This is a genomic window from Burkholderia sp. YHN3-13, assembly GCF_055810675.1.
In genome coordinates this window covers 86,257-109,524 of record NZ_JBVVNQ010000017.1, presented here as the reverse complement: position 1 = coordinate 109,524, position 23,268 = coordinate 86,257, and the positions used below count along the sequence as shown (strand labels likewise).

Genomic DNA, 23,268 nt, shown 5'->3' with positions numbered 1-23,268 from the left:
CACTCCCCTTTACACCACGGCCTGGATCTTCAGAACGACGAACCGGGCTCGCGCAGGAACGCCGTTTCCTCGTCGGTCGACGCGCGGCCGAGGATCGCGTTCCGGTGCGGGAAACGGCCGAAGCGCTCGACGACCGCCGCGTGCAGCACGGCGAAGCGGTGATAACGCTCGCACCCGGCCTCGTCGCGAATGCCCGCGCACAGGCGCACGGCTTCGCGCTGGCTCTCGACCGACTCGTCGTGCTCGAGCGGCAGGTACGCGAACGCACGATGATGCCCGCTCGGCAGCCGTGCGTCCCAGCCGGTCGCGACGACACGGCGGGCGATCGCGAGCGCCTTCGGATCGGCGGCAAACGCGCGCGGCGTGCCGCGATGGATGTTGCGCGAGAACTGGTCCAGCACGACGATCAACGCCAGCGCACCCGACGGCGAGCCGGCCCAGTGATCGCAGGCGCCGTCGCATGCGGCGTCGAGCAACGCGCCATAGCGTGCGCGCAGCAGATCGTCGAAGGCGGCGCCGCCGTTGAACCACACCTTGCGTTGCCGCCCGAATTCGGCCGAGCCCGGCTCGCCGAACCAGAAATCCAGAATCTCCCGTGCTTGCGGATCCAGCGCTGCCGCGCCGGCGTGGCCGGTATCGATCGTCATGCAAACGCCAGGACGAGGCGCCGTGTACGCGCGCTCTTCTTTTCCAGTTTCGCGACCCGCAGCGCGCCGATTTCGGACGTGTTGCGCACATGCGTGCCGCCGCACGGCTGCAGGTCGACTTGCTCGATCCGCAGCAGCCGCACGCGGCCGAGGCCCATCGGCGGCTTCACGCTCATCGTGCGCACGAGTTCGGGCCGCTCGGCCATCTCGTCGTCGGTGATCCATTCGGTCGTGACCGTATGCGCGCCGCCGACCAGCGCCGCGAGACGCCGTTCGACGTCGTCGCGGTCGATCGCATCGGACGTCGCGAAATCGAGCCGCACGTAGTCGGCCGTCACGCTGCAGCCATCGACCGCGTACGGCAGCACCGCGCACATCAGGTGCGCGGCCGTGTGCAAACGCATGTGCCGGTAGCGGCGCAGCCAGTCGATCTCCGCGATCACGCGCGTGCCGGGCGCGAGCGCCGCGACGCGGGCCTCCTGCCCCGGCGCCGGCACGTGGACGGCGTCGTCGGGCGTCGCGCCGTCGAACTTCGCCTTGCGCGTGTCGGCGATCACGATCGTGCCGCCGTCGGGCAGCGTCAGCGTGCCGGTGTCGCCGGCCTGGCCGCCGCCGAGCGGATAGAACACCGTGCGGTCGAGCCGGATGCCGTCGTCGCCGACGGCCCGGACGACCGCGTCGCATTGCGTGAGGTACGCGTCTTCGCGAAACAGCGCTTGTGTCGTCATCGGGCGAGCCTCGTATCGGTGGGGGAAACGGCCAGTGTCGCGCGATGCCTTCCGCGCGCCCAGACGCAGATCGTCCGGCGCACGGGCAGCGGCGTACCGGTCGATCAACCGGGCCGGTTGCGCATCCAGTCGGCCGTGTCGTAGAACGAATGCATCAGCCGCTCGCGCAGCGGCTCGGCCAGCCCGACATCCTCCATCGCCCACGCCATGCAGCGCAGCCACTGGTCGCGCTCGACCGACGCGATCGGGAACGGCAGGTGCCGCGCGCGCAACCGCGGATGGCCGAACCGGCTGATGTAGTGGTCGGGGCCGCCGAGCCAGCCGCACAGGAACCAGAACAGCTTGTCGCGCGAGCCGTCGAGCGACTGCGGATGCAGCGCGCGAATCTGCGCGAACTCCGGCTCGAGGTCCATCAGGTCGTAGAAGCGGTCCACCATTTCGCGCACGCGGGCTTCGCCGCCCACGAGTTCGAACGCCGTCGGCTGCGACGGCGCATCGTCATTCACATCGGTCATACGGATAGTCGGAAAACGGGATCTTCGGGGCCGCCGGCAACGCTCATGCGTCGCGCAGCGACTGCAGCGCGGGGCGCCGCAACACATTATGCAGGCTCAGCCAGCCGGCCGCACCGGCGCAGGCGACACCGGCCGCGATGCCGGCCGGCACGAGCCACGGATCGACGGCGAGCTGGAAGTCGAACACGCGCGACGCGAGCACCCAGCCAACCGCGATCGCGCCCGCCGAAGCCAGCACGCCGGCCAGCGCGCCGACCACGACGAATTCCGCGCGCTGTACCGCATTGACCTGCGCGCGCGACGCGCCGAGCGCGCGCAGCAGCGCGGCCTCGCGCACGCGCTCGTCGCGCGAGCCGGCAAGCGCCGTGTACAGCACGAGCACGCCGGCCGCGAGCGTGAACGCGAACAGGAACTGCACCGCGCCGACCACCTGCAGCATCATCCGCTGCAACTGCGCGAGGATCGGCGCGACGTCGATCGCGGTCAGGTTCGGATAGCGCGCGATCAGCGGATCGAGCAGCGCGGCGTTCGATGCGGGCAAATGGAAGCTCGTCAGGTAGACGGCCGGGAAATCCTTCAGCACCGGCGGCGGCATCAGCACGAAGAAGTTCACGCGGAACGAACCCCAGTCGAGCTTGCGCACGCTCGTGACCGGCGCGTCGACCGTCAGCCCCGTCACGTCGAAACGCAGCGTGTCGCCCGGCTTCACGTTCAGCGTCTTCGCGAGGCCGGCCTCGATCGAGATCTGCGGCGTCGCCGCGGTGCCGAACCAGTCGCCCTCGACGATCCGGTTGTCGGACGGCAGTTCGGTCGTATACGACAGGTTGAACTCGCGGTCGACGAGCCGGCGCGCCTCGTCGGACGGATACGCGTCCGGATTCACCGGCTTGCCGTTGATCGCGACGAGGCGGCCGCGCACCATCGGCGCGGGCACCGCGTCGCGCACGCCGTGCGCGGCCAGATAGGCCGCGACGTCGTCGCGCTGGTCGGGCTGGATATCGATCAGGAACTGGTTCGGCGCATCGGGCGGCGTCGACTGCCGCCAGCCCGCGACGAGATCGTTGCGCGTGATCGCGATCAGCAGCAGGCACATCAGGCCGAGCGCGAGCGCGGTGATCTGCAGCGCGCTCGCCGTGCCGCGCCGGTGCAGCGACGCCAGCGCGTAGCGCCAGCCGACGCCGGCGGCCACGCGCGCGTTGCGTACCGCACGTGCCGCCGCGAACAGCACGAGCCGCGCGATCAGTGCGAAACCGACCAGCGCGCCGGCGAAGCCGCCCGCGACGATCAGGCCGAGCTTCAGGTTGCCGGCCGCCACGATCAGCAGCCCCGCGAACAGCACGACGCCGATCGCATACGCGGCCCACGCGGTGCGCGACGCGTCGCCCCACTCGCGGCGCAGCACGCGCACCGGCGGCACGCGCGTGAGCGGCACGAGCGGCGGCAGCGCGAAGCCGAGCAGCAGCACGAGCGCCGCGCCCATGCCGATCAGCGCCGGCCACAGCGTCGGCGGCGGCAGCGCGACGTCGATCAGGCCGCCGAGCGCGGCCAGCAACGCCCAGTGGCCGCCGTAGCCGAGCACCGCGCCCGCGGCGCCCGAGACGATGCCGACCCCGGCGAATTCGAGCGCGAACAGCGCGCCGAGCGTGCGGCGGCTCACGCCGAGGCAGCGCATCGTCGCGCAACCGTCGAGATGGCGCCGCATGTAGCGCTGGGCGGCCATCGCGATCGCGACCGCCGCGAGCAGCGCGGTCAGCAGCGCGACGAGCGTCAGGAAATGGCGCGCGCGGTCCAGCGTCTGCCGCACCTGCGGCTGCCCCTGCTGCAACGACTCGAGCCCGACGCCGCGCAGTTTCCCGCCATCGACGCGCGCGTGCGCGTAGGCTTCGAAACGCGCGACGGCCGGTGCGTCGCCGGCGACCAGCAGCCGGTAGGTGACGCGACTGCCGTAGCCCGTCAGCCCCGTCGCGGCGAGGTCGTCCGCGCGCATCATCAGCCGCGGCGAAAAATTGACGAACGAAAAACCGCGATCGAGTTCGCGGGAAATCGACGCGGCGACCGTGAACGTTCGCAGACCGACGCGCACGGTGTCGCCCGCCTTCAGGTGCAACGCGTCGAGCAACGCGGGATCGGCCCACACGGTGCCGGGCGCGGGAATCGCGGCCGCCTTCTGCGCGGCGGTCGCGCCGGCCGGCACGATGTCCACGGCGCCGCGCAGCGGATACCCGGGCGACACGGCCTTCACGGCCGCGAGGCGCGACGGCGCGGCATCGGCTGCCTGGCCGCCCGCGGCGGACGCGATCATGCTCGGGAAGATGGCGGTCGTCGCGGTGCGCAGGCCGAGCGCCCGGGCCTGCCGGTCGAACGACGGATCGACGGGACGATCGGCGCGCACGACGAAATCGGCGCCGAGCATCTGGCGTGCATCGCGCTCGAGCCCCTGGCGCAGCCGGTCGGCCAGAAAACCGACGCTCGTCAGCGCCGCGACCGCCAGCACCAGCGCGAGGACGAGCAACGTCAACTCGCCCGCGCGCCAGTCGCGCGCGGTCATCCGGGCGGCCTGGCGGATCAGGTCGTGCAGGCCGAAGCGGCCTGCCTGCGCGGGCCCGTCATGGCCGGGCTGCCCGGCCGGCGGCTGCGCCGCGTGTCGCCGCTCGTTCAATCGCGCTTGCCCCCGATCGAGTTGAGCCGCGACACCATGTGGTTCGCCATCCCGCGGAAGCCGCCCGACACGCCGCGCCACAGACGCGGCAGCGCCCACGCCGACGCCGCGATGAACGCGGCGAGCAGCACGAGGAACGCGAGCGGAACGAAGAACGCGAGCACGAGCCCGCCGACGACGAGGCCGTCCTCGGTCGACGACGCGACCCAGTTCGAAATCGGCTCGGGGGACAGGTTGATCAGCGCACGCGTGCCGGCCTTCGCGACGTGCGCGGCGCCGGCCAGCGAGCCGCCGGCGAGCCCCGCGACCGCGAGCACGGTCGGATCGGCATGGCCGAGCGCGCCGGCGGCCAGGACGGCACCGGCGGGAATGCGGATGAAGGTATGCACGGCATCCCACAGCGAGTCGAATGCGGGGATCTTGTCGGCCAGGAATTCGGTGAGGGTGAGCACGGCCGCCGCGCCGATGACCCACGGCGACATCAGGACGGCCAGCGTATCGGGCAGATGGAGCCAGCCGACCCGCGCGAGCACGCCGGCGATCAGCACCGTCAGGTACAGGCGCAGCCCGCTCGCCCACGCGAGCCCCGCGCCGAGCGAAATGGCTTCGATCATCGCCCTCTCCTTGCACTTTCCGTGCGATTTGCCGATTGACCGGATCGGGTCGGACAGGCCGGCCGCGCGGCGCGTGGCGACCGGCACCGCGTGCCGCGAGAGGCACGACGGTATTCAGGCCCGAATGCGTTCCATTATAGACAGGCTATCCGGGTGACCGGCGCAATTCCGCAGCGCGACATGCCGGGCACACGCGCGGCCGGATGCCGGTGCCGCGGTATCGACGCCCTGACGCCGGCGTCAGGCGGCCGACGACAGCTTGAGGCCGACCAGCCCCGCGACGATCAGCGCGGCGCTCGCGACGCGCGCGGCGGTCAGCGCCTCGCCCATCATCACGATGCCGAACACGAACGCGCCGACCGCGCCGATGCCCGTCCACACCGCGTACGCGGTGCCGAGCGGCAACTGGCGCATCGCGACCGCGAGCAGCCCGAAGCTGGCCAGCGCCGTCACGATCGTGAACACCGACGGACCAAGCTTCGTGAAGCCGTCCGACGATTTCAGGCCGGCCGCCCAGGCCACTTCCAGCAAACCGGCAATCAACAACCATACCCACGCCATCTCGACGTACTCCGTATCGGATGGGGCCGTCCCCGTTGAAGCGAATGACCCGGGGTCGTCCCCGGGCGGCGCCGAGTATAACAAGTTGCTTACGGACCGCCGCGGCGGGGCAGCCCAACGGCCGATCCGGGGCGCGATCGGCCGGGCCCGGCCAGTTCGGTCAGTTCGACACGCGCTTGGGCGCGCCGCCGCCGACGCAGCGGTCGTCGCGGTACAGCGCCCACTCCTCGCACACGCGGCCATCCTTGAACATGCACATCCCGACCTGCCCGCGCGGCAGGCTGCGGACCACGTGGCGGCCGCCGAGCTTCTCGCAGTTGACCGACGCGGGGTTGGCCAGCGCCGCCTGGGCGGGCGGCTGCTGCCCGGGCGGCAGCGGCTGGGCGAACGCGCCGGGCGCAGCAAGCGCCAGCGCACAGATGACGACCAGACGGACGGACATTGCACGCTCCTCGTTTTCGTTCGCGGAACGGTCAGGATAACGGGGAATGAGCGGACGGTGTGCGAGGCCGGCGCGCGGCGCGAGATTGTCGCGCCGGCGCAACCCTGCCGGCGCGCGACGTCCGGCGCGGGGATGCCGCCAGCGCCCTCGCCGCGCCGTCACGCGGCGCCGACGAGCCGGTAGCCGACGCCCGTCTCGGTGACGATGTACTCGGGCTGCGCGGGGTCGAGTTCGAGCTTCTGCCGCAGGTGCGCCATGTAGATGCGCAGGTAGTGATGGCTTTCGACGTGCGACGGCCCCCACACGTCGCGCAGCAGCTGGCGGTGCGTGAGCACACGCCCCGCGTGCCGCACGAGCGTCGCGAGCAGCCGGTATTCGAGCGGCGTCAGGTGCACGATCTCGCCGTCGCGCCACACCTGGCGCAGCGCGAGATCGACGGTCACGGTGCCGAAGCTCACCTTCGGCGACTCGTTCGCGCCGCCCTGGTTGCGCCGGCGCAGTTGCGCGCGGATCCGCGCGCGCAGCTCGGACACGCCGAACGGCTTGGTCAGGTAGTCGTCGGCGCCCGCGTCGAGCGCGGCGACCTTCTCCTCTTCCTGCGTGCGCGCGGACAGCACGATCACCGGCACCTCGGACCAGCCGCGCAGTTCGCGGATCACGTCGAGGCCGTCGGTGTCGGGCAGGCCGAGGTCGACGATCACGAGGTCGGGCTTGCGCGTGGCCGCGTCGATCAACCCCTGCTTGCCGGTCTCGGCCTCGAACACCGCGATGTCCTCCTCCTCGAGCGCGGCGCGCACGAAACGGCGGATCTGCTTTTCGTCCTCGATCAGGACGACGGTCAGGCTGGGTTCACTCATGGTCTGGCAATGACTCGGATGGGGACGAGGCGCCCGGCAGGTCGGATTCGTCGTCGGGCACGGCGGGCGCGGCCGGCGGCGTCTCGACCGGCAACGTGAACCAGAAGCGCGCGCCCGTCACGTGGCCGTCGGGCGCGGTGCGGTTGAGCGCGCCGATTTTACCGCCGTGCGCCTCGACGATCGCCCGGCAGATCGCGAGACCGAGCCCGATGCCCGGCGTCGCCGACTCCTTCTCGCCGCGCGTGAACTTGTCGAAGATGCGCGTTTCCATCCCGGCCGGCAAGCCCGGGCCGTGATCGTCGACATGCACGCGCACGAACGGCAGCCCGTCGTCGGTCACGCGCTCCGCGCCGATCTCGATCGACGTATCGGGCGGCGTGTACTTCGCGGCGTTCTCGAACAGGTTGGTGAACAGGCGCTCCATCAGCACCGCGTCCATCTGCAGCAGCGGCAGGTCGGCCGGCAGCGCGACGCGCGCGGGATGACGCGCGAGCACGCGCTTGCACGCGGCGAGCGCGGCGCCGACGGTCTCCTCGAGCAGCGACCATTGGCGCTTGAGCTGCAGGCTGCCGGCCTGCAGCCGCGCCATGTCGAGCAGGTTCGTGACGATGCCCGTCATGCGCAGCGCCTCGTCGTGGATCGCGTCGACCAGCTCGCCCTCGCGCTGCGCGAACCGCTCGGCCGCCGCCGCGTCGCCGCCCTGCGCGGCCGCGCGCCCGTTCGCGAGCATCGACGAGAAGCCGACGATCGTCGTCAGCGGCGTGCGCAGGTCGTGCGAGATCGCGGACAGCAGCGAGTTGCGCAGCCGCTCGGACTCCATGTTGACGAGCGCGTCGCGCGCGATCTCGACGTAGTGCACGCGCTCGAGCGCGAGCGCGATCTGCGCGGCGAACGCGTCGAGCATCCGCTGCTGCTCGGGCACCTCGAGCTCGCGCGGCTCGCGCGACGCGACCGCCAGCACGCCGCGCGTGCGCATCGGCGCCTTCAGCGGCAGGTACAGCGCGGCCGTCGCGGGCAAGGTGTCGGTGCCGCGGCCGGCCGGCTTCTGCTGGTCGTACACCCACTGGCCGACGTCGCTGTCGAGGTCGGCACCCGTCAGCGTGACGGCGGCGTCCGGCTCCTCGATCTTCTGCCGCACCTTGTCCGCGCTGTCGGGCAGCAGGAACGCGACGCGGGCGCGGAACACCTCGCCCACGTGGCGGCTGCCGATCTCGACGATCTGCTCGGTGGTGAGCGCCGCGCCGAGCTCGCGCGCCATCGCGTAGATCGCGCCGGTGCGGCGCTCGCGGCGCTGCGCGACACTCGCCTGGCGCGTCAGCGTCGACGTCAGGTGGCTGATCACGAGCGACGTCAGCAGCATCCCGAAGAAGGTCAGCAGGTATTGCGTGTCGCTGACCGAGAACGACATGCGCGGCGGCACGAAGAAGTAATCGAACGCGGCCACCGACAGGAACGACTGCAGCACGCCCGGGCCGCGCCCGAGCCGCACGGCCGAGAACACGACGCCGAGCAGGTACAGCATCACGAGGTTCGTCAGGTCGAGCCGCTCGGACACGAGGCTCGCGACGACCGTGATCGCCGTGCAGATCGCGGCCGCATAGACGTAGTGGCGCGGCGGCGAACGGTGCGTGCCGAACTGCGCGAACGCATCGCGCCAGTCGCGCGCCCGCGCGTCGAGCGGCGCGGCGCGCGCCTCGTCGCTCGTGGACGCGCGGATCAGCATCAGGTCGACGTCGCCCGCGCGTTCGGCGAGCTGCTCGCCGAACGGCCGCGCGAGGCGGCGCAAGAGCCCGGCCTTCGGCGAGCCGCCCGCGACGATCTTCGACACGTTGCGCACCTTCGCATAGCCGATCAGCGCGGCCACCGCGTCGGCGCCCGCGAGCGTGGCCGTTTCCGCGCCGAGCTCGGAGGCGAGCTTCAGCGCATCGAGCGTGCGCTGCCGCCGCGCGTCGGGCAGCCGCTGCAGGCGCGGCGTCTCCACGTACACGGCAAGCCAGTCGGCCTTCAGGCTCGCGGCGAGCCGCGCGGCCGCGCGCACGAGCGTCGGCGCTTCGGCGCCCGGCCCGACGCACACGAGCAGCCGCTCGCGCGCCTGCCAGATGCGCTGGATCGAACGGTCGGCGCGGTATTCGCGCATCTGCGCGTCGACCCGATCGGCCGTGCGGCGCAGCGCGAGTTCACGCAGCGCGATCAGGTTGCCCTTGCGGAAGAAGTTGCGCACCGCGCGCTCGGCCTGCTGCGCGAGATAGACCTTGCCGTCGCGCATCCGCTCGAGCAGCTCCTCGGCCGGCAGATCGACGAGCGTGACCTCGTCGGCCGCGTCGAACACGCGGTCGGGCACGGTCTCCCACACGCGGATGCCGGTGATCGCGCCGACCACGTCGTTCAGGCTTTCGAGATGCTGGACGTTGACGGTCGTATAGACGTCGATGCCCGCGTCGAGCAGTTCGTAGACGTCCTGCCAGCGCTTCAGGTGCCGCGCGCCCTGCACGTTCGAATGCGCGAGTTCGTCGACGAGGATCAGTTGCGGCTGGCGGGCGAGCGCACCGTCGAGGTCGAATTCGGCGAGCGTGCGGCCGCGATAGTCGATGCGCGCGAGCGGCAATACGTCGAGGCCGTCGAGCAGCGCGGCGGTCTCGCCACGGCCGTGGGTCTCGACGATGCCGACGACGACGTCGACGCCTTCCTGCAGGCGCTGGCGCGCGGCCTGCAGCATCGCGTAGGTCTTGCCGACACCGGCCGACGCGCCGAAGAAGATCTTGAGCTGGCCGCGCCGCTGCTTTTCTTCGTCTCGCTGCAGCTTGTCGAGGAGTTGGTCTGGATCGGGACGGTTCATGCGTCAGGAAAGCGGAGCGCCCGGATGCGCGCGAGTACGAGCATTGTTGTGCCAAATCGCCGCAAAAGGCAAAGACGGCGCATGCGCCGTCGGGAATGAATGCGTCCGGCGCGGGTCATGCCGCGCCGGACGCCGGTCGTCGGGTACCCGAATCAGTGCGCGGCCTGCGCCGCGTCGAGCGCGAGGTTCAGCTTCAGCACGTTCACGCGCGGCTCGCCGAGCACGCCGAACTGGCGGCCCGTCGTGTTCGCGGCGACCAGCTGCGCGACCGCGTCCGGCGTCAGGTTGCGCGCCTTTGCAACGCGTTCGACCTGGTATGCGGCCGCAGCCGGCGTGATCTCCGGATCGAGACCGCTCGCCGACGCCGTCACGAGGTCGACCGGCACGGGCTTCGACATGTCGGTCCCGGCGTCGCGCAGCGCGGCGATGCGCCCCTTCACCTGGTCGGCGAGCGACGGATTCAGCGGGCCGAGGTTCGAGCCGCCGGAGCCGGTCGCGTTGTACGGCATCGGCGCGGTGGCCGACAGCCGGCCCCAGAAATACTTCGGCGCATCGAACGACTGGCCGATCAGCGCGGAGCCGACCGCCTGGCCGTTCTTCTCGATCAGGCTGCCGTTCGCCTGCGACGGGAACACGGCCTGGCCGAACACGGTCATCACGGCCGGGTAGGCCAGGCCCGTCACGGCGGTCAGGACCACAAAGAGCACGACGAGCGGGCGAATCAACGTTTTCATGATGTTTCCTTCAAGGACGGCCGGCTCAGGCCCAGCCGAGTGCGGCGAGCGTCATGTCGATCAGCTTGATGAACGGGAACGGCAGCAGCACGCCGCCGAGACCGTAGACCAGCAGGTTGCGGCGCAGCAGCGACGCGGCGCCGAGCGGCCGGTACGTGACGCCCTTCAGCGCGAGCGGGATCAGCGCGACGATGATCAGCGCGTTGAAGATCACCGCCGACAGGATCGCGGACGCCGGCGACGTCAGGTGCATGATGTCGAGCACGCGCAATTGCGGGTAGGTCGTCACGAACGCGGCCGGGATGATCGCGAAGTACTTCGCGATGTCGTTCGCGATCGAGAACGTCGTCAGCGAGCCGCGCGTCATCAGCATCTGCTTGCCGATCTCGACGATCTCGATCAGCTTCGTCGGGTTCGAGTCGAGGTCGACCATGTTGCCGGCTTCCTTCGCGGCCTGCGTGCCCGTATTCATCGCGACGGCCACGTCGGCCTGCGCGAGCGCCGGCGCGTCGTTCGTGCCGTCGCCCGTCATCGCGACGAGCCGCCCGGCGGCCTGGTGCTCGCGGATCGTCGCGAGCTTGGTTTCCGGCGTCGCTTCCGCGAGGAAGTCGTCGACGCCCGCTTCCGCCGCGATCGCCGCGGCCGTCAGCCGGTTGTCGCCCGTCACCATCACGGTCTTGATGCCCATCTTGCGCAGCTCCGCGAAGCGCTCCTTGATGCCGCCCTTCACGATGTCCTTCAGCTCGATCACGCCGAGCACGCGCGCCGCCCCTTCGTGCAGGTCGGCCACGACGAGCGGCGTGCTGCCGCGGCGCGCGACGTCGTCCACCGCGCGGCGCACGTCTTCCGGGAAGCGGCTGCCATGCGTCTCGACGTAGCGGCGGATCGCGTCGGCCGCGCCCTTGCGGATCTCGCGGCCCGGCAGGTCGACGCCGCTCATCCGCGTCTGCGCGGAAAAGCCGAGGAACGTCGCGTGCAATTGCGCCATGTCGCGCTGGCGGATGTTGAAGCGCTCCTTCGCGAGCACGACGATGCTGCGGCCTTCCGGCGTTTCGTCGGCGAGCGACGACAGTTGCGCGGCGTCGGCCAGCGCTTCCTCGGTCACGCCCGGTGCCGGCACGAACGTCGACGCCTGGCGGTTGCCGAGCGTGATCGTGCCGGTCTTGTCGAGCAGCAGCACGTCGACGTCGCCGGCCGCTTCCACCGCGCGGCCCGACGTCGCGATCACGTTCGCCTGCATCATCCGGCTCATCCCCGCCACGCCGATCGCGGACAGCAAGCCGCCGATCGTCGTCGGGATCAGGCACACGAGCAGCGCGACGAGCGCGGTGATCGTCACCACGTGGCCGGCCTTCATCGCATCGACCGAGAACATCGAGAACGGCAGCAGCGTCGCCGTGGCGAGCAGCATCACGATCGTCAGCGCGACCAGCAGGATCGTCAGCGCGATCTCGTTCGGCGTCTTCTTGCGCTTCGCGCCTTCGACCATCGCGATCATCCGGTCGAGGAACGCCTCGCCCGGGTTCGCGGTGACCTTGACGACGATCCAGTCGGACAGCACGCGCGTGCCGCCCGTCACCGACGAGAAGTCGCCGCCCGATTCGCGGATCACCGGCGCGGATTCGCCGGTGATCGCCGATTCGTCGACCGACGCGACGCCGTCGACGACCTCGCCGTCGGCCGGGATCACGTCGCCGGCCTCGACCAGCACGACGTCGCCCTTACGCAGATCCGACGCGGTCGTGACGCGGATCGGCGACTTCGGATGCGGCTCGTTGAGCTTCTTCGCCATCACGTCCTTCTTCGCGCTGCGCAGCGACGCGGCCTGCGCCTTCGAGCGCCCTTCGGCGAGCGCCTCGGCGAAGTTCGCGAACAGCACGGTGAACCACAGCCACAGCGCGATCGCGAGGATGAAGCCCGCGGGCGCCTCGGCCTGACCGGCGAGCGCCGCGATCCACAGGATCGTGGTCAGGATGCTGCCGACGTACACGCAGAACATCACCGGGTTGCGGAACTGCGTGCGCGGCGTGAGTTTCTTGAACGAGTCCACGATCGCCGGGCGCAGCAGCGCCGGGTCGAACATGGACCGTGTTGCGGAATGTTGAGTCATTGCGATCTCTTCAATCTCTTCAGTCTTTTCAACGTGTCGCCGCGCGTCATGCGCCCAGCCACATCATCAGGTGCTCGACGCCCGGGCCGAGCGCGAGCGCCGGCACGTAGGTCAGCGCGCCCACCAGCAGCACGGTGCCCAGCAGCAGCACGACGAACAGCGGACCGTGCGTCGGCAGCGTGCCGCTCGTCACCGCGATGCGCTTCTTCGCGGCGAGCGAACCGGCGATCGCCAGCACCGGCACGATCGTGCCGAAGCGACCGAACCACATCGCGATCGCGGTCATCCAGTTGTAGAACGGCGTGCCGACCGTCAGGCCCGCGAACGCGCTGCCGTTGTTGTTCGCGGCCGAGCTGAACGCGTACAGGATTTCCGAGAAGCCGTGCGGGCCGGGATTCGCGATGCCGGCCTTGCCCGCATCGGCGAGCACGGCGATCGACGTGCCGACCAGCACGAGCAGCGGCGTGAGCAATACGACGATCGACACCATCTTCATCTCGTACGCCTCGATCTTCTTGCCGACGTACTCCGGCGTGCGGCCGATCATCAGGCCCGCGACGAACACCGCGAGCAGCGCGAACACGAGCATCCCGTAGAGGCCCGAACCGACCCCGCCGTAGACCACCTCGCCCAGCTGCATCAGCAGCATCGGCACGAGGCCGCCGAGCGGCGTCAGCGAATCGTGCATCGTGTCGACCGCGCCGCACGACGCGGCCGTCGTCGCGACCGTGAAGATGCCGGTCTGCGCGATGCCGAAGCGCGTTTCCTTGCCTTCCATGTTGCCGCCCGGCTGCAGCGCGCTTGCCGACTGATCGACGTGCAGCGCGGCGAGCGTCGGGTTGCCGCCCTGCTCGGCATTCACCTCGACACCGATCGCGATCACGAATGCGACCGTCATCGCCGCGAGCACCGCGATGCCCTGCCGGCGGTCGCCGATCATGCGGCCGAACACGAGACACAGCGCGGCCGGAATGATCAGGATCGCGAAGATCTGGATGAAGTTCGCGAACGGCGTCGGGTTCTCGTACGGATGGGCGGAGTTCGCGTTGAAGAATCCGCCGCCGTTGGTGCCGAGCATCTTGATCGCTTCCTGCGACGCGACCGGCCCCATCGCGAGCGTCTGCCTGGTCAGCGGCGTCGGCACCGTGACCGCATTCCCCTTGTCGTCCTTCACCGGATTGCCCTGCGCGTCGAGCTTCGGCGCCGCGTAGGTGCTCGTCTGCAGCACCGGCACGTCCTGGTAGGCCTTCATGTTCTGGATCACGCCCTGGCTCATCAGCAGCGCGGCGATCACGACCGACATCGGCACGAGCACGTACATCGTCACGCGCGTCAGGTCGACCCAGAAGTTGCCGATCGTCTGCGCGGTGTGACGTGCGAAGCCGCGGATCAGCGCGATCACGACGACGATGCCGGTCGCCGCCGACAGGAAGTTCTGCACGGTCAGGCCGAGCATCTGCGTCAGGTAGCTGACGGTCTGCTCGGGCGTGTAGTCCTGCCAGTTCGTGTTGGTGACGAAGCTGACGGCCGTGTTGAACGCGCCGTCGACCGTCATCGCGCCGAATTGCTGCGGGTTGCCGGGCAGGAAGCCCTGCAGGCGCAACAGGCCGTAGAGGAACAGCGCGCCGAGCGCGTTGAACGCGATCGTCGCGATCGCGTACTGTTTCCAGTTCATCTCGCTGCCGGCATCGACGCCGGCAATGCGGTACAGCGCGCGTTCGAGCGGCCCGAACACGCGCACGACGCGCGAGCTGCCGTCCATCACCGCGCTCAGGTAGCGCGCGACCGGCACGGCCGCCGCGAGCAGCACGACGATGAACAGCAGCGTCTGCAACAGGTTGTTCGCGTTCATTCGATATCCTCCGCGCGCAGCAGCGCAAAGACGAGATACGCGAACAGCAGGGCCGTGGAGGCGCCCGCCAGCCAAAGCATCCAGGTCATGCCCGCCCCCCGCGACCGTATTGCACGAGCTTGTCGCAACCGGCAACCAAGCCGAGGATCAGCGTGGTGAAGAGCACCAGAGCGCCGATGAAAACCCCATCCATTTTTGTGTTCTCCGTCGTCGAAATCAGACGACTAGAACCTTATGGGAACGCACGTAAAGGACGGGTCAAAGGTATCGGGGCGGATATAAAAAACGTGTAAACACGCGGACGAGGCGAACCGGAAGGCGGGACGGGCGGCGCCGGGGCGCCGCCCGCGAGGGCGCGTGCCGGCGCGGCGCCGGCACGGAGAATCGGGTCAGGGAACGAGGATCGTCGAGCCGGTGGTCTTGCGCGCTTCGAGCTCGGCATGCGCGCGGCCGACTTCCGCGAGCGGATAACGCTGGTTGATGCTGGTCTTCACCTTGCCCGACAGGATCACGTCGAACAGCTCGGCGGCCGCGGATTCGAGATCGGCGCGCTTCGCGATGTACGAGAACAGCGTCGGCCGCGTGAAGAACAGCGACCCGCGCGACGAGAACTCCTTCGAATCGATCGGCGGCAGCGGGCCCGACGCGTTGCCGAAGCTGACGAAATAACCGAGCGGCGCTAGGCAGTCGAGCGAGCCGATGTAGGTGTCCTTGCCGATCGAATCGTAGACGACCGGCACGCCCGCGCCGTGCGTGATCTCCTTCACGCGCTGCGTGAAGTTCTCGCGCGTGTAGACGATCGGGTGATCGCAGCCGTGCGCCTTCGCGAGCGCGGCCTTTTCGTCGGAACCGACCGTCCCGATCACGGTCGCGCCGAGCGCCTTCGCCCACTGGCACACGAGCAGGCCGACGCCGCCGGCCGCCGCGTGGATCAGGATCGTGTCGCCGGCCTTCACCGGGTACGTGCGACGCAGCAGGTAGTGCGCGGTCAGGCCCTGCAGCATCACCGATGCCGCATCGTCGTAGCTGATGCCGTCCGGCAGCTTCACGAGCCGCCCGACCGGCATCACGCGCTCCTGCGCATACGCGCCGGGCGGCTGCCCGACATACGCCACGCGGTCGCCGACCTTGAACGCGGTCACGCCGTCGCCGACGGCCGTCACCTCGCCCGCCGCCTCCATCCCGAGGCCGCCGGGCAGCGGTTGCGGATAAAGGCCGGTGCGGAAATACACGTCGATGTAGTTGAGCCCGACCGCGTGCTGCCGGATGCGGACTTCGCCCGCCTGCGGCTCGCCGACCTCGACATCGACCCACTTCATCACCTCCGGGCCGCCCGGCTGGTCGTATCGGATTGCTTTCGGCATCGTTTCGCTCCTCGTCTGTCTATCGGTCAGGAAAAAATCCGGGTCGCCGATGCGCGGGCCGGCCGGTTCATCCAGGAACCGGGCTGCGGGTGCGCATCGAGACGCACGATTCTCGCGCGTTGCCGCCGTGCGTGCATGGCCCTGCCGTCGGCAGGGGCAATCGGGCGCGGCCCACGCCTAGCACACGTCCTGCATGGTGCGCGCCAGGTCGTCGAGCAGCATCCGCGCGGTGGCGACGTTGGTCGCGACCGGCACGTCGTGCACGTCGCACGCGCGCACGAGCGCGGTGATGTCGGGATCGTGCGGCTGCGCGGTCATCGGGTCGCGCAGGAACACGACGATGTCGACGCGGCCCTCGGCCAGTTCCGCGCCGATCTGCAGGTCGCCGCCGAGCGGGCCCGACAGCTTGCGCTCGACCTCGAGCCCGTGCGCGGCCGCGATGCGGCCGCCCGTCGTGCCCGTCCCGACCAGCCGGCATTGCGCGAGCGTCGCGCGGTATTCGCCCGCGAGCGCGACGATCTCGTCCTTCTTCGCGTCGTGCGCAATCAATGCGATGCGGGGTTTGCTCATCTCCAGTTCCTTCGTCGTCCGGTTGTTGTCGTGATCGTGAATCGAAAAGCCGCGCGTCAGAACGTGCCCGGATACGCGCCGCCGTCGAGCAGCCAGTTCTGCCCGGTGATGTAGCCGGCATGCACGCTGCACAGGAATGCGCATGCCGCGCCGAATTCGGCGCGCGTGCCGAGGCGGCCGGCCGGGATGTCCTTCGTGCGCCGCGCGCGCAGGTCGTCGACCGTCACGCCCTGCGCCCGCGCCGAGGCGGCGAGCGTGGTCGCGATCCGGTCGGTGTCGAACAGCCCCGGCAGCAGGTTGTTGATCGTCACGCCCTGGCCCGCGACCTTGCGCGACAGCCCCGCGACGAAGCCGGTCAGCCCCGAGCGCGCGCCGTTCGACAGCGCGAGCACGTCGATCGGCGCCTTCACGGCGGAACTGGTGATGTTGACGATCCGGCCGAAGCGGCGCGCGATCATCCCGTCGAGGGTCGCGCGGATCAGCTCGATCGGCGTCAGCATGTTCGACTCGAGCGCGCGGATCCAGTCGTCGTGCGAGAAGTCGCGGAAATCGCCGGGCGGCGGGCCGCCGGCATTGTTCACGAGAATGTCCGGTTGCGGGCACGCGGCGAGCGCGGCCGCGCGGCCTTCCGGCGTCGTGATGTCGCACGCGACCGGGGTGATCGACACGTTCGACGCCGCGCGGATCTCCTCCGCGGTTTCCTCCAGCGTGTCGCGCGTGCGCGCGACGATCACGAGGTTCACGCCCTCGGCGGCCAGCGCTTCCGCGCAGCCGCGACCGAGCCCCTTGCTCGCCGCGCATACGAGCGCGGTCTTTCCTTCGATACCGAGATCCATCGTCGACTCCCTGGTGGCGACGCGCGCCGGGACGGCCCCGCCGCGCCGGTGGACGGGCGAACGGGCGGGCGCGGCGCGCGGATTGTCGTGAGACGTCGATAATATCCGGATCATGCGGCGCGCCTTGGTAAAATTGCGGCCATAAGCGGCGGCCGGCGTTCGCCCGCCGCCGCCCCGATCCCCTTTTGCCGCCAAGGCGCCTCCGTCATGAAACAGGACAGCCGTTTCCCGAACCTCTTCATCACCGATCACCCGCTGATCCAGCACAAGCTCACGCACATGCGCGACAAGGACACGTCCACGCGCACGTTCCGCGAACTGCTGCGCGAGATCACGCTGCTGATGGGCTACGAGATCACCCGCAACCTGCCGATCACGACCAAACGGGTCGAAACCCCGCTGGTGGCCGTCGACGCGCCCGTGATCGCGGGCAAGAAACTCGCGATCGTGCCCGTGCTGCGCGCGGGCATCGGGATGTCGGACGGCCTGCTCGACCTGGTGCCGTCCGCACGCGTCGGCCACATCGGCGTGTATCGCGCCGAGGACCACCGCCCGGTCGAATACCTGGTGCGCCTGCCGGACCTCGAAGACCGCATCTTCATCCTGTGCGACCCGATGGTCGCGACCGGCTATTCGGCCGTGCATGCGGTCGACGTGCTCAAGCGCCGCAACGTGCCGGCCGCGAACATCATGTTCGTCGCGCTGGTCGCCGCGCCCGAGGGCGTCCAGGTGTTCCAGGACGCGCACCCGGACGTGAAGCTGTTCGTCGCGTCGCTCGATTCGCACCTGAACGAGCACGCGTACATCGTGCCGGGCCTCGGCGACGCGGGCGACCGCCTGTTCGGCACCAAGAACTGAGTGCCCGCACGGCCGCGCGGCGCGCGGTCCGGTCCGCGACGGCCTGCCCGGCCGTTCGGCCAGGCGCGGCGGCCCCGAACCGGCGGTCGCCGCGTGATAAAATCACGATCCACTCGATACGCGCGGCCCCGCGGCTTCATGCCCGCCGACACGGCCGCCGACTCAACGACACACTGAAACAATCGCCCGCGCCGCGCGCCCGGGCACGGAGAAAGGTATGGCTGGTCATTCGAAATGGGCCAACATCAAGCATAAGAAGGCAGCGGCCGACGCGAAGCGCGGCAAGATCTGGACCCGCCTGATCAAGGAAATCCAGGTCGCGGCGCGCCTCGGCGGCGGCGACGTCAACTCGAACCCGCGCCTGCGCCTCGCGGTCGACAAGGCGGCCGACGCGAACATGCCGAAGGACAACGTCAAGCGCGCGATCGATCGCGGCGTCGGCGGCGCGGACGGCGCGAACTACGAAGAGATCCGTTACGAAGGCTACGGCATCAGCGGCGCGGCGATCATCGTCGACACGCTGACCGACAACCGCACGCGTACGGTCGCGGAAGTTCGCCACGCCTTCTCGAAGTTCGGCGGCAACATGGGCACCGACGGCTCGGTCGCGTTCATGTTCGATCACGTCGGCCAGTTCCTGTTCGCGCCCGGCACGTCGGAAGACGCGCTGATGGAAGCCGCGCTCGAAGCCGGCGCGAACGACGTGAACACGAACGACGACGGCTCGATCGAAGTGCTGTGCGACTGGCAGGAATTCTCGAAGGTGAAGGACGCGCTCGAAGCCGGCGGCTTCAAGGCCGAACTCGCCGAAGTGACGATGAAGCCGCAGAACGAAGTCGAATTCACCGGCGACGACGCGGCGAAGATGCAGAAGCTCCTGGACGCGCTCGAGAACCTCGACGACGTGCAGGACGTGTACACGAACGCCGTCATCGTCGAGGAATGAGATGCCGGCCGCCGCTCGCCTGTCGCGGGCGGCGGCCCGACCGATTCCGCGGCCGGCGCGCCTGAGCGTGCCGGCCGCCCTGTTTTCTAGTCTGCGGGGAATCCCATGAAACTACTCGTCGTCGGTTCCGGCGGCCGCGAACATGCGCTGGCGTGGAAGCTCGCGCAGTCGCCGCGCGTCCAGATGGTCTACGTCGCGCCCGGCAATGGCGGCACGGCACAGGACGAGCGTCTGAAGAACGTCGATATCACGTCGCTCGACGCACTCGCCGATTTCGCGGAAAGCGAAGGCGTCGCGTTCACGCTCGTCGGGCCGGAAGCACCGCTCGCGGCCGGCATCGTCAACCTGTTCCGCGCACGCGGCCTGAAGGTCTTCGGCCCGACCCGCGAAGCCGCGCAGCTCGAAAGCTCGAAGGATTTCGCGAAGGCGTTCATGAAGCGCCACGGCATCCCGACGGCCGACTACGAAACCTTCGCCGACGCGGCCGCCGCCCACGCGTACATCGACGCGAAGGGCGCGCCGATCGTCGTGAAGGCCGACGGCCTCGCGGCCGGCAAGGGCGTCGTGGTCGCGATGACGCTGGAAGAAGCGCACGCAGCCGTCGACATGATGCTGTCGGGCAACAAGCTCGGCGATGCCGGCGCGCGCGTCGTGATCGAGGAATTCCTCGACGGCGAGGAAGCGAGCTTCATCGTGATGGTCGACGGCAAGCACGCGCTGGCGCTGGCTTCGAGCCAGGACCACAAGCGCCTGCTCGACGAAGACCGCGGCCCGAACACCGGCGGCATGGGCGCGTATTCGCCCGCGCCGATCGTCACGCCGCAGATGCACGCACGCGTGATGCGCGAGATCATCATGCCGACCGTGCGCGGGATGGAGAAGGACGGCATCCGCTTCACGGGCTTCCTGTACGCGGGCCTGATGATCGACAAGGACGGCAATCCGCGCACGCTCGAGTTCAACTGCCGGATGGGCGACCCGGAAACGCAGCCGATCATGGCGCGCCTGAAGAGCGATTTCTCGAAGGTCGTCGAGCAGGCGATCGCGGGCACGCTCGACACGGTCGAGCTCGACTGGGACCGTCGCACCGCGCTCGGCGTCGTGCTGGCCGCGCACGGTTATCCGGACGCGCCGCGCAAGGGCGACCGCATCAACGGGATCCCGGCCGAAACCGAGCAGGCCGTGACGTTCCATGCGGGCACCACGCTCGGCGACGGCGACAAGCTCGTGACGTCCGGCGGCCGCGTGCTGTGCGTGGTCGGCCTTGCCGATTCCGTGCGCGAAGCGCAGCAGCATGCGTACGACACGATCAACCAGATCAATTTCGAAGGCATGCAGTACCGCCGCGACATCGGCTTCCGCGCGCTCAACCGCAAGAGCGCGTGACGTCGCAATCGCCGCCCCGCCCCCGCGCGGCGGCGGCTCCTCTGCCGGGGTTCGATAGAATGCCCGGCAGAGGCCTTTTTTTACGGCCCCCGCTTCGGGCGGGGGCGCCCAGTCCAGACATGACCGATTCGACCTACGACGTGGCGCGCGTGCGCACGTACCTCCAGGGCCTGCAAACACGCATCGCCGACGCGCTCGGTGCGCTCGACGGCACGCCGCTCGCGACCGACACGTGGCAGCGCGGGCCGGCCGAACGCCTGCGCGGCGGCGGCTGCACGCGGATTCTCGAAGGCGGCCGCGTGTTCGAACGCGCGGGGATCGGCTTTTCCGACGTCGCGGGCGACGCGCTGCCGCCGTCGGCGAGCGCGGCGCGCCCGCAGCTCGCGGGCCGCGGCTTCGAGGCGCTCGGCGTGTCGCTGGTACTGCACCCGCGCAATCCGTACTGCCCGACCGTCCACATGAACGTGCGGATGCTGATCGCGACGAAACCGGGCGAGGCGCCCGTGTTCTGGTTCGGCGGCGGCATGGATCTGACACCCGTTTACGGTTTCGAGGACGACGCGCGGCATTTCCACCAGACCTGCAAGGATGCGCTCGACCCGTTCGGCGCCGAACTCTACCCGCGCTTCAAGAAATGGTGCGACGAGTATTTCTTCCTGAAGCACCGCAACGAAATGCGCGGCATCGGCGGGATCTTCTTCGACGATTTCTCCGAGCCCGGTTTCGAACGCTCGTTTGACCTGATGCAAAGCGTCGGCGATGCGTTCCTGCAGGCCTACCTGCCGATCGTCGAACGCCGCGCCGGGCTGCCGTACGGCGAGCGCGAGCGCGACTTCCAGGCGTATCGCCGCGGCCGTTACGTCGAATTCAACCTCGTGTTCGACCGCGGCACGCTGTTCGGCCTGCAAAGCGGCGGCCGGACCGAGTCGATCCTGATGTCGATGCCGCCGGTCGCGAACTGGCGCTACAACTGGCAGCCCGAGCCGGGAACGCCCGAAGCGCGCCTGTACAGCGACTTCATCGTGCCGCGCGACTGGGTGTGAGCCCGCGCGCCCCGCTGCCCCAAGGAAAGGACGCGTTTCTGGACACCACCGCCCGCCCCGCCCCGCTGCCGCGTCGTATCGGCTTGCTGGGCGGTACTTTCGACCCGATCCACGACGGCCATCTCGCGCTCGCGCGCCGGTTCGCCGAGTTGCTCGGCCTGACCGAACTCGTGCTGCTGCCCGCCGGGCAGCCGTACCAGAAGCGCGACGTGTCGGCCGCCGAGCACCGGCTCGCGATGACGCGCGCGGCCGCCGGCTCGCTGTCCCTGCCGGGCGTGACCGTGACCGTCGCCACCGACGAGATCGAGCACGCCGGCCCAACCTACACGGTCGAGACGCTCGCGCGCTGGCGTGAGCGCATCGGTGCGGATGCCTCGCTGTCGCTGCTGATCGGCGCCGACCAGCTCGTGCGGCTCGACACGTGGCGCGACTGGCGCAAGCTGTTCGACTTCGCGCACATCTGCGTGTCGACGCGCCCGGGTTTCGACCTGGGCACCGCGCCGCCGGACGTCGCGCGGGAAATCGCCGCGCGGCAGGCCGGCGCCGACGTGCTGCAGGCCACGCCGGCCGGCCACCTGCTGATCGATACGACCCTTTCGTTCGACATCGCCGCGACCGACATCCGCGCGCACCTGCGCGAATGCATCGCGCGCCATGCGCAAATGCCCGATGCGTCGGCCGAGCATGTGCCAGCCGCCGTATGGGCCTATATTCTTCAACATCGCCTCTACCATTCCTGAATCCATGGATATTCGCAAACTGCAGCGCGTGATCGTCGACGCCCTCGAAGACGTCAAGGCGCAAGACATCAAGGTGTTCAACACCAGCCACCTGACCGAACTGTTCGACCGCGTGGTCGTCGCATCGGGCACGTCCAACCGCCAGACCAAGGCACTCGCCTCGAGCGTGCGCGACAAGGTCAAGGAAGCCGGCGGCGACATCGTCAGCTCCGAAGGCGAAGACACCGGCGAATGGGTGCTGGTCGATTGCGGCGACGCGGTCGTGCACATCCTGCAGCCGGCCCTGCGCCAGTACTACAACCTCGAGGAAATCTGGGGCGACAAGCCCGTGCGGATGAAGCTCGGCGGCGACAAGGGCCCGAACGGCTTTGCCACGGCCAGCGAAGGCGACGAGGACGACGAGGAAGCCGCGCCCGCACGCCCGGCGCGCAAGACGGCCGCCCGCCGCCGTTAAGCCGTCACGCGTGTTCCGATGAAGCTTTTCATCCTCGCGGTCGGCCACAAGATGCCGGGCTGGATCGCATCCGGCTTCGACGAATACACGAAGCGGATGCCGCCCGAGCTGCGCATCGAGTTGCGCGAAATCAAGCCCGAACTGCGTTCGGGCGGCCGCAGCGCCGAAAGCGTGATGGCGGCCGAGCGGCAGAAGATCGAAGCCGCGCTGCCGAAGGGCGCGCGCCTCGTCGCGCTCGACGAGCGCGGCCGCGACTGGACCACGATGCAGCTCGCGCAGGCGCTGCCCGGCTGGCAGCAGGACGGCCGCGACGTCGCGTTCGTGATCGGCGGCGCCGACGGGCTCGATCCGGAACTGAAAGCGCGCGCCGACGTACTGCTGCGCATCTCGAGCATGACGCTGCCGCACGGGATGGTGCGCGTGCTGCTCGCCGAACAGCTTTACCGGGCGTGGAGCATCACGCAGAATCACCCTTACCACCGCGCATGACGTGTCGTCCTCGAGACGCGCGCTGCG

The 23,268-nt window shown here is 69.7% G+C and carries 23 protein-coding genes; 7 read left to right on the top strand and 16 right to left on the bottom strand.

Features of this window, described 5'->3' with window-relative positions:
* Positions 1-29: 29 nt before the first annotated feature.
* The 16 genes from AC0KUR_RS29525 to AC0KUR_RS29450 all read right to left on the bottom strand — a co-directional run bounded on the left by AC0KUR_RS29525 (position 30) and on the right by AC0KUR_RS29450 (position 17,325).
* The gene (locus AC0KUR_RS29525) at positions 30-647 is read right to left on the bottom strand and encodes a DUF924 family protein (protein WP_473376762.1); all 618 of its coding nucleotides are present in this window, start codon (positions 645-647) and stop codon (positions 30-32) included.
* Complete coding sequence (locus AC0KUR_RS29520) at positions 644-1,375, bottom strand: alanyl-tRNA editing protein (RefSeq protein WP_473376761.1); 732 nt, start codon at positions 1,373-1,375, stop codon at positions 644-646. Before AC0KUR_RS29520 ends, AC0KUR_RS29525 begins: the two co-directional genes overlap by 4 nt.
* Positions 1,376-1,479: 104 nt before the next feature.
* Positions 1,480-1,890: a group II truncated hemoglobin gene (locus tag AC0KUR_RS29515; RefSeq protein WP_034190779.1), complete on the bottom strand. Its 411-nt coding sequence runs from the start codon at positions 1,888-1,890 to the stop codon at positions 1,480-1,482.
* A gap of 43 nt (positions 1,891-1,933) precedes the next feature.
* Positions 1,934-4,438: an ABC transporter permease gene (locus tag AC0KUR_RS29510; protein WP_473376770.1), complete on the bottom strand. Its 2,505-nt coding sequence runs from the start codon at positions 4,436-4,438 to the stop codon at positions 1,934-1,936.
* A 107-nt stretch (positions 4,439-4,545) separates the two neighbouring features.
* Complete coding sequence (locus AC0KUR_RS29505) at positions 4,546-5,163, bottom strand: DUF4126 domain-containing protein (protein ID WP_034190778.1); 618 nt, start codon at positions 5,161-5,163, stop codon at positions 4,546-4,548.
* A gap of 240 nt (positions 5,164-5,403) precedes the next feature.
* Positions 5,404-5,724 carry a quaternary ammonium compound efflux SMR transporter SugE gene (sugE, locus tag AC0KUR_RS29500; protein ID WP_034190777.1) on the bottom strand — a complete coding sequence of 107 codons (321 nt, stop codon included), beginning with the start codon at positions 5,722-5,724 and terminating at the stop codon, positions 5,404-5,406.
* Between the two features lie 160 nt (positions 5,725-5,884).
* Positions 5,885-6,166, bottom strand: coding sequence for a DUF333 domain-containing protein (locus AC0KUR_RS29495; RefSeq protein WP_034190835.1), 282 nt, complete (start codon positions 6,164-6,166; stop codon positions 5,885-5,887).
* Positions 6,167-6,324: 158 nt separating this feature from the next.
* A complete protein-coding gene (kdpE, locus tag AC0KUR_RS29490) occupies positions 6,325-7,023 on the bottom strand; it encodes a two-component system response regulator KdpE (protein ID WP_034190776.1) in 699 nt (232 codons plus the stop codon).
* Positions 7,016-9,859, bottom strand: coding sequence for a DUF4118 domain-containing protein (locus tag AC0KUR_RS29485; protein ID WP_069705565.1), 2,844 nt, complete (start codon positions 9,857-9,859; stop codon positions 7,016-7,018). Before AC0KUR_RS29485 ends, kdpE begins: the two co-directional genes overlap by 8 nt.
* 152 nt (positions 9,860-10,011) lie before the next feature.
* Positions 10,012-10,593 carry a potassium-transporting ATPase subunit KdpC gene (gene kdpC, locus AC0KUR_RS29480; protein ID WP_049036776.1) on the bottom strand — a complete coding sequence of 194 codons (582 nt, stop codon included), beginning with the start codon at positions 10,591-10,593 and terminating at the stop codon, positions 10,012-10,014.
* 25 nt (positions 10,594-10,618) lie between these two features.
* Positions 10,619-12,703, bottom strand: coding sequence for a potassium-transporting ATPase subunit KdpB (kdpB, locus tag AC0KUR_RS29475; protein WP_034190773.1), 2,085 nt, complete (start codon positions 12,701-12,703; stop codon positions 10,619-10,621).
* Positions 12,704-12,749: 46 nt separating this feature from the next.
* Entirely contained in the window at positions 12,750-14,555 is a 1,806-nt protein-coding gene (gene kdpA, locus AC0KUR_RS29470) for a potassium-transporting ATPase subunit KdpA (protein ID WP_049036779.1), read from the bottom strand.
* On the bottom strand, positions 14,552-14,644 hold the full coding sequence (kdpF, locus tag AC0KUR_RS29465) for a K(+)-transporting ATPase subunit F (protein WP_006752209.1): 93 nt from the start codon (positions 14,642-14,644) through the stop codon (positions 14,552-14,554). The genes kdpA and kdpF overlap by 4 nt, the downstream gene beginning before the upstream one ends.
* Before the next feature lie 300 nt (positions 14,645-14,944).
* A complete protein-coding gene (locus AC0KUR_RS29460) occupies positions 14,945-15,919 on the bottom strand; it encodes a quinone oxidoreductase family protein (protein ID WP_034190771.1) in 975 nt (324 codons plus the stop codon).
* Between the two features lie 177 nt (positions 15,920-16,096).
* Positions 16,097-16,489, bottom strand: coding sequence for a methylglyoxal synthase (locus AC0KUR_RS29455; RefSeq protein ID WP_034190770.1), 393 nt, complete (start codon positions 16,487-16,489; stop codon positions 16,097-16,099).
* Between the two features lie 56 nt (positions 16,490-16,545).
* The gene (locus AC0KUR_RS29450) at positions 16,546-17,325 is read right to left on the bottom strand and encodes an SDR family oxidoreductase (RefSeq protein WP_034190769.1); all 780 of its coding nucleotides are present in this window, start codon (positions 17,323-17,325) and stop codon (positions 16,546-16,548) included.
* Positions 17,326-17,532: 207 nt separating this feature from the next.
* On the opposite strand from AC0KUR_RS29450, the gene upp reads away from it, so the two are divergent.
* The 7 genes from upp (at position 17,533) to rlmH (ending at position 23,241) form a co-directional block, all read left to right on the top strand.
* Entirely contained in the window at positions 17,533-18,183 is a 651-nt protein-coding gene (gene upp, locus AC0KUR_RS29445) for a uracil phosphoribosyltransferase (RefSeq protein WP_006478229.1), read from the top strand.
* A gap of 217 nt (positions 18,184-18,400) precedes the next feature.
* Positions 18,401-19,129, top strand: a complete 729-nt coding sequence (locus AC0KUR_RS29440; RefSeq protein ID WP_034190768.1) for a YebC/PmpR family DNA-binding transcriptional regulator — start codon at positions 18,401-18,403, stop codon at positions 19,127-19,129.
* Positions 19,130-19,234: 105 nt separating this feature from the next.
* Positions 19,235-20,515: a phosphoribosylamine--glycine ligase gene (gene purD / locus AC0KUR_RS29435; RefSeq protein ID WP_034190767.1), complete on the top strand. Its 1,281-nt coding sequence runs from the start codon at positions 19,235-19,237 to the stop codon at positions 20,513-20,515.
* A 119-nt stretch (positions 20,516-20,634) separates the two neighbouring features.
* Positions 20,635-21,558, top strand: coding sequence for an oxygen-dependent coproporphyrinogen oxidase (hemF, locus tag AC0KUR_RS29430; RefSeq protein WP_034190766.1), 924 nt, complete (start codon positions 20,635-20,637; stop codon positions 21,556-21,558).
* Positions 21,549-22,298 carry a nicotinate-nucleotide adenylyltransferase gene (locus AC0KUR_RS29425; RefSeq protein WP_404824005.1) on the top strand — a complete coding sequence of 250 codons (750 nt, stop codon included), beginning with the start codon at positions 21,549-21,551 and terminating at the stop codon, positions 22,296-22,298. Before hemF ends, AC0KUR_RS29425 begins: the two co-directional genes overlap by 10 nt.
* A gap of 4 nt (positions 22,299-22,302) precedes the next feature.
* A complete protein-coding gene (rsfS, locus tag AC0KUR_RS29420) occupies positions 22,303-22,752 on the top strand; it encodes a ribosome silencing factor (protein ID WP_034190765.1) in 450 nt (149 codons plus the stop codon).
* A gap of 18 nt (positions 22,753-22,770) precedes the next feature.
* On the top strand, positions 22,771-23,241 hold the full coding sequence (gene rlmH, locus AC0KUR_RS29415) for a 23S rRNA (pseudouridine(1915)-N(3))-methyltransferase RlmH (RefSeq protein WP_006484265.1): 471 nt from the start codon (positions 22,771-22,773) through the stop codon (positions 23,239-23,241).
* Positions 23,242-23,268 lie beyond the last annotated feature (27 nt).

Bases quoted from the DNA above. Each gene is read 5' to 3' on its own strand.
- AC0KUR_RS29525 (WP_473376762.1), bottom strand. From the start codon at position 647: ATGACGATCGATACCGGCCACGCCGGCGCGGCAGCGCTGGATCCGCAA.
- AC0KUR_RS29520 (WP_473376761.1), bottom strand. From the start codon at position 1,375: ATGACGACACAAGCGCTGTTTCGCGAAGACGCGTACCTCACGCAATGC.
- AC0KUR_RS29515 (WP_034190779.1), bottom strand. From the start codon at position 1,890: ATGACCGATGTGAATGACGATGCGCCGTCGCAGCCGACGGCGTTCGAA.
- AC0KUR_RS29510 (WP_473376770.1), bottom strand. From the start codon at position 4,438: ATGACCGCGCGCGACTGGCGCGCGGGCGAGTTGACGTTGCTCGTCCTC.
- AC0KUR_RS29505 (WP_034190778.1), bottom strand. From the start codon at position 5,163: ATGATCGAAGCCATTTCGCTCGGCGCGGGGCTCGCGTGGGCGAGCGGG.
- sugE (WP_034190777.1), bottom strand. From the start codon at position 5,724: ATGGCGTGGGTATGGTTGTTGATTGCCGGTTTGCTGGAAGTGGCCTGG.
- AC0KUR_RS29495 (WP_034190835.1), bottom strand. From the start codon at position 6,166: ATGTCCGTCCGTCTGGTCGTCATCTGTGCGCTGGCGCTTGCTGCGCCC.
- kdpE (WP_034190776.1), bottom strand. From the start codon at position 7,023: ATGAGTGAACCCAGCCTGACCGTCGTCCTGATCGAGGACGAAAAGCAG.
- AC0KUR_RS29485 (WP_069705565.1), bottom strand. From the start codon at position 9,859: ATGAACCGTCCCGATCCAGACCAACTCCTCGACAAGCTGCAGCGAGAC.
- kdpC (WP_049036776.1), bottom strand. From the start codon at position 10,593: ATGAAAACGTTGATTCGCCCGCTCGTCGTGCTCTTTGTGGTCCTGACC.
- kdpB (WP_034190773.1), bottom strand. From the start codon at position 12,703: ATGACTCAACATTCCGCAACACGGTCCATGTTCGACCCGGCGCTGCTG.
- kdpA (WP_049036779.1), bottom strand. From the start codon at position 14,555: ATGAACGCGAACAACCTGTTGCAGACGCTGCTGTTCATCGTCGTGCTG.
- kdpF (WP_006752209.1), bottom strand. From the start codon at position 14,644: ATGACCTGGATGCTTTGGCTGGCGGGCGCCTCCACGGCCCTGCTGTTC.
- AC0KUR_RS29460 (WP_034190771.1), bottom strand. From the start codon at position 15,919: ATGCCGAAAGCAATCCGATACGACCAGCCGGGCGGCCCGGAGGTGATG.
- AC0KUR_RS29455 (WP_034190770.1), bottom strand. From the start codon at position 16,489: ATGAGCAAACCCCGCATCGCATTGATTGCGCACGACGCGAAGAAGGAC.
- AC0KUR_RS29450 (WP_034190769.1), bottom strand. From the start codon at position 17,325: ATGGATCTCGGTATCGAAGGAAAGACCGCGCTCGTATGCGCGGCGAGC.
- upp (WP_006478229.1), top strand. From the start codon at position 17,533: ATGAAACAGGACAGCCGTTTCCCGAACCTCTTCATCACCGATCACCCG.
- AC0KUR_RS29440 (WP_034190768.1), top strand. From the start codon at position 18,401: ATGGCTGGTCATTCGAAATGGGCCAACATCAAGCATAAGAAGGCAGCG.
- purD (WP_034190767.1), top strand. From the start codon at position 19,235: ATGAAACTACTCGTCGTCGGTTCCGGCGGCCGCGAACATGCGCTGGCG.
- hemF (WP_034190766.1), top strand. From the start codon at position 20,635: ATGACCGATTCGACCTACGACGTGGCGCGCGTGCGCACGTACCTCCAG.
- rsfS (WP_034190765.1), top strand. From the start codon at position 22,303: ATGGATATTCGCAAACTGCAGCGCGTGATCGTCGACGCCCTCGAAGAC.
- rlmH (WP_006484265.1), top strand. From the start codon at position 22,771: ATGAAGCTTTTCATCCTCGCGGTCGGCCACAAGATGCCGGGCTGGATC.